The following is a 4857-nucleotide window of genomic DNA, read 5'->3' on the forward strand; positions in this document are numbered from 1 at the left end:
ACAGCATGGACATGCCCAGTAAGTGGTCGACCTGGCGATCAGTACCACGATCGAGCGATCACGAACCGAGAAAGATCGGACTTAACGTCCACTGAGTCAGCGCATCCACCCATACGAACGCATACGGCCCGGCGTCCAACGGGCGGTTGCGGAATGCGGTGACCTGCTCGTCCAGGTGCCGGGCCATCGCCGAGACCTGCGACTTCGACAGCTGCGTGACGCCGAGCGACTCGGCGAGTTTCTCGACCCGGCGGGTGCTGACACCGAGCAGATAGGCGGTGGCCACGACCGAGATCAGGGCCTGTTCGGCCCGGCGCCGGCGTTCCAGCAGCCGGTGCGGGAAGTAGCTGCCGGACCTGAGCTCGGGGATGGCCAGCTCGATCGCGCCGGCCCTTGTGTCCCACTCGCGTGGGCGGTAACCGTTGCGGTGGTTGACTCTCTCCTCGCTGACCTGGCCGTATTCGGCGTTGCAGAGGGCGTCGGCCTCGGCGGACATGAGTGCGTCGGCGAACGTCTTGACCATCGCGCGCAGCAGATCAGGACTCGCCGCGGCGAGGTTGTCTTCGGCGAGGGCACGCAGGGGCAGACTGTCGGGTGCGGTCATCGTGCTGATCTCCTTCGGGCTTCGGCACCTCGAAGATCAGCCGGTGGCCGTTCGTCTATGCGGGCATCACCCCGACGCCGGAGCAAACCCCCAAATCAGGTCGAACCCGTACACCACTTCCAAGGACGCAACCGGCCCTTGGAGCACTTTCGACGCCGCCCTGCGGCACGAGGACCCGTGTGACACTGCAACCGAGGCCATGCATCTACCACCGCCGGGCCGAAGCACACCTCGCGCTCGGCGACGTGGACGTCCGCCGTCGATGTCGCCGAGCCGGGCCATCGAGCAGCTGGGCGGGGCCGACTCCGCCCGCGGCTCCAGCACTCTCGCAGACCTGCGCGGACAGTTCGCCGCCACCGCACCGCCCGCCCCGTCGCCGGCTTCCTGGGCCCCACCATTACCGCCTTCGGCGTGCCAGGGTGAGGGTGGGTCGTTGAGGGTCTGGCCGGTGCCCGCCTTGAAGCCGTCGAGGATGTGGGCCTGCTGCAGGCGTTCGAGCCGGTTGCGGACGAGGACTTCGAGCCGGTCGAGGGCGACGACGGGAACGAGCCAAGGTGTGGGCCACATCGCGATGGACGGCGGAGGGCCCGATGCCGTCGTGTGCCGGGCGGCGGGTCAAGGGCCTGTGGAGGAAAGGTTGCTCGCGGGCGAGCTGGGGGAGTTCGGCCTCACCATCGACGACGCGGATGTCCACGCGTCCGCGTCACAGGGTGCCGCTTCGGGGGAACCCTCGCGGGGGCGAATGCATCTCCCTGGCCGGGAGGCAGGAGCGGTGGCACCCGGCCTCCGCAGGGTCGCTTCCCCAGGGGGAGTTCTTGTGGCACGGCGGACAGCGGCAGTCTCTGCTATCAGCCTGACGGTAATGGTGGCTGCTGTGGCGTGCAGTCCGGCGCATCAAGACGCCGGGAAGCCGAGCACCGGGCCGTCGTCGCGGACGACGGCACCAACCCCCGGTCCGACACTGACGAGTACATCCCCTCGGGCCTCAGCGGATGCCCGAGCGGGTGCCGCATGCGGCACCGAGCAACTGCGATGGAAGCTGACGCGCCTCGCCGCCCCCTCGGCCAAGGAGCCGACAGCCCTACTCAGCGCGACCAACACCGGCACCACGCCCTGCTCCTTCGACGGATACCCGTATGTGCACGTCTACCTGGGCAAGGGGCCAGCGGTAGAAGCGAAGCCGAAGGCAACGACGCCGGTCCGCCTGCTGCTGAACCACGGTCGCACGGTCGAAGTCCCGCTCTTCTACCCTGCAGCCCCCCTTCGGGACGGGTACTGCGGCATACCGGTCGATGAGGATCCGGAGATCGAGGTGCAGCCACCGCACCCGGCACGCACCGACTACGGCACCCTGGTGCAGATGTCCGACACCCGCGGCCGACAGGTACGTGCGACGGTGTGCGACACCATCCTCATGGGCTCGCCCCGGCTGCGACCGACTGAATAAGCAGCGCGAGCGCTGCCTTATTGGCGTGCGCATGTCGATAGTGTGTGCGATGCTAAGCGCCGCGACCGCTGACCACGGTCGCTGGAATCCGCCTCACGGCGGCATGGGGGAACGCATCGGGGGGTGCGCGGTGATTTCGACCCGACAAGGCAGCGGTACACCTGCGGCCGGCACAGCGGAGGACCATGCCGTCCGCCGCTCCGCATGCCTCAGCGCTGATCGGCGTTACGCATGCGCCAAGACCGACGATCCCGTCCCCACGGGCCACCCCCTGCCATTGATTTCGTAGCGGCAGATCCGACTCCGCGCGCTCGGAGGCCTCCGGTACACGCGACGACCCCGTACGTCTCGCGAACCTTCGCGGAGCCGGGCAGCTCTCGTGACTTCAGCAGAGATCTCCGCAGGCGCGGAGACCCGGCCCCGTCTTCCGCGGCGGCCGCCACCCTCACGCATGTCCGCAGGCTCCGGCCTGCCCTCCGGCATGCCTGACCTGGAGTACATCTACTTGTATACCCAACGAATACGTCTCGGAGCTGCCGTCGCACTGTGCGCCGCACTGCTGCTGGGCAACGCCGCGGCGGCCCAAGCCGCCGGACCGACACCAACCCCTTCACGTACCGCGACCACCAAACCGGCACCCAGCGGCAAGACCACTCCCGCACCGAGACCCGCCACGCCCGCCGACGGCGGTGATGACGGCAGTTGGACGGTCCAGGACGCCATCCAGTTCTGGACGCCCGAGCGCATCGCCTCCGCCACCGACCCCTCGGGCCGCGAGGCGCAGCCGCAGGGCTGGACGGCACCGCACAAGAAGCGGTCCCTGGCAGCCCTCGACGGTGAGCACTTCGACGGCATCAAGTCCGTGGGCACGCTCTTCAGCGAGAGCAAGGACATGAAGGCCCACAACTGCACCGCGAGCGTGGTGAACAGCGGGGGCCACAACCTCATCCTCACCGCCGGTCACTGCCTCGGCGACAAAGCCGCGTTCGTGCCCAGGTACGACCACACCAAGTCAGCGGGCGACCAGCCCTACGGCATCTGGCCGGTCAAGGAGTGGTTCCGCGACTCGCAGTACGCCGCAGACCGCAGTGCCAACTCCGACCTGGACTTCGCCTTCGCGAGCCTGAAGGAGAACGGCGGGCAAAACGTCCAGGACGTCGTGGGCGCCAATACGCTGGCCCGCACCCCGGGCTTCGTCAACCAGGTGACGGTCGTCGGCTACCCGATGCTCGGGCACAACCCGAAGGACCGCGCCTTCCACTGCGTCAACGTCTGGACGACGCCCCTGCCGGCCTACAACCAGATGCAGATCGACTGCGGCGGCATGTGGGGAGGAGTCTCCGGCGGACCGTGGTTCTCCAAGTTCGACGCCTCGGGCCAAACCGGCGAGATCATCGGCAATGTGGGCGGCTTCATGCGGGGCGGCCCCGATGTGGATTCCAGCAACCCGCTGTACAACCGGATCACCTACAGCCCCCTGCACGGCGACCGGTTCTTCCAGGACTACGACGACGCCCAGCAGGGCCTGCACACCGACCACGGCCCCTACCATCAGCCGCCCCTGCCCTACTCCATGGGCAGCGGGACGACGTGGGCGCACGCCAAGCTGATGGCCGCCGGCGACTTCAACGGAGCCGGCCACAGCGACCTGATCGTGGTCTGGACCGACGGCGAGGTCACCCTCTACACCAACGACGGCGAAGGCCACTTCATCACCGAACGCCAGTTGGTCGCCCCCCAGTCCATCTGGACCAACGCGGAGACCATCACCGCGGGCGACTTCACCGGATCGAACCGGTTCGACCTGATGGTCCGCTGGTCCGACGGCGAGGTCACCCTCTACGGTGACGTCGGCACCAACGGCCTCAACGTACCGGGCACGCAGATGGCCAAGCCCCACACCATCTGGGAACATGCCACCCAGATCGCCGCAGGCCGCTTCGGCTCCTCGACCTACGTCTCCGACCTGATGGTGCGCTGGTCCGACGGCGAACTCACCCTCTACACCAACGTGGGCGCCGGAGGCTTCGGACAGGAACACCAGCTGCAGAAACCCAAATCCATCTGGACCGACGCCACACTGCTGACCGCCGGCGAGTACTCCGGCACCCAGAAATGGGACCTGATGGTGCAGTGGTCGGACGGCGAACTCGACAACTACGTCGGCACCACCCCCTCCGCCCTCGGCACCGAGGCACGCATCCAGAACCGCAACGAGCTGTGGACCCACAACACAGTCATGACGACCGGCGACTTCACCCCCAACCACCGCACCGACGACCTCATCGTCCGCTGGTCCGACGGCGAGACCACGCTGTACGCCGACACCGGCATGAGCACCCTGGGCACCGAGCACAACCTGGTTCCCAAAGCCTGAGGAACCGCTCCGAGCCCACGGAACCGGTTGAGTGCGCTCGGCACCCTCCGCCGCACCGTGCCCAAACGGGACCTGCCCTCAGCCGGGACCTCCGCCACGCCGTTCCGGGCCGTACCTGTCCACGCCGTGGTGACGCGGCCGCCCGGCAGTTCTACGAACGCGAGGCACACCTCCTGGTACTGAGGAAGCACGTCGAGACGATCGCCGGCGAGGACCAGGAAGAGCGGGAGCTGAAGCTGGGCTCCTGGATCGGGAACCGGCGGAGCAGGGCCGCGACCCTGGCACCGGAGCGGGTCGAGCAACTGTCCGCCATCGGGATGCGGTCCTCCTGACAGACGAGGGCGGGCCGCACCAAGATTGGTGCGGCCCGCCCTCGTGTCCGACTCCGTGTGGTGGGGTCGGTAGAGCGTGGGGGGGGGGAAGAGTGTG

3 protein-coding genes and 2 pseudogenes are annotated in these 4857 nt (G+C 68.1%); 3 read left to right on the forward strand and 2 right to left on the reverse strand.

Going from position 1 to position 4857, the window contains the following annotated elements; translation table 11 throughout:
- Positions 1 to 97: 97 nt before the first annotated feature.
- Both ACWC2T_RS45605 and ACWC2T_RS45610 read right to left on the reverse strand, forming a co-directional pair.
- Positions 98 to 604, reverse strand: a pseudogene (locus ACWC2T_RS45605) (transposase); the annotation flags it as partial.
- A gap of 417 nt (positions 605 to 1021) precedes the next feature.
- Positions 1022 to 1144 (reverse strand): annotated as a pseudogene (locus tag ACWC2T_RS45610) (IS630 family transposase); the annotation flags it as partial.
- Positions 1145 to 1466: 322 nt separating this feature from the next.
- On the opposite strand from ACWC2T_RS45610, the gene ACWC2T_RS45615 reads away from it, so the two are divergent.
- The 3 genes from ACWC2T_RS45615 (at position 1467) to ACWC2T_RS45625 (ending at position 4760) form a co-directional block, all read left to right on the forward strand.
- Entirely contained in the window at positions 1467 to 2051 is a 585-nt protein-coding gene (locus ACWC2T_RS45615) for a DUF4232 domain-containing protein (RefSeq protein ID WP_450676181.1), read from the forward strand.
- A 451-nt stretch (positions 2052 to 2502) separates the two neighbouring features.
- Positions 2503 to 4428 carry a trypsin-like serine peptidase gene (locus ACWC2T_RS45620; protein WP_450676182.1) on the forward strand — a complete coding sequence of 642 codons (1926 nt, stop codon included), beginning with the start codon at positions 2503 to 2505 and terminating at the stop codon, positions 4426 to 4428.
- Complete coding sequence (locus ACWC2T_RS45625) at positions 4425 to 4760, forward strand: helicase associated domain-containing protein (protein ID WP_450676183.1); 336 nt, start codon at positions 4425 to 4427, stop codon at positions 4758 to 4760. The genes ACWC2T_RS45620 and ACWC2T_RS45625 overlap by 4 nt, the downstream gene beginning before the upstream one ends.
- Positions 4761 to 4857 lie beyond the last annotated feature (97 nt).

It is taken from the genome of Streptomyces sp. NPDC001393 (genome assembly GCF_053597455.1).

Bases quoted from the DNA above. Each gene is read 5' to 3' on its own strand.
- ACWC2T_RS45615 (WP_450676181.1), top strand. From the start codon at position 1,467: ATGGTGGCTGCTGTGGCGTGCAGTCCGGCGCATCAAGACGCCGGGAAG.
- ACWC2T_RS45620 (WP_450676182.1), top strand. From the start codon at position 2,503: ATGTCCGCAGGCTCCGGCCTGCCCTCCGGCATGCCTGACCTGGAGTAC.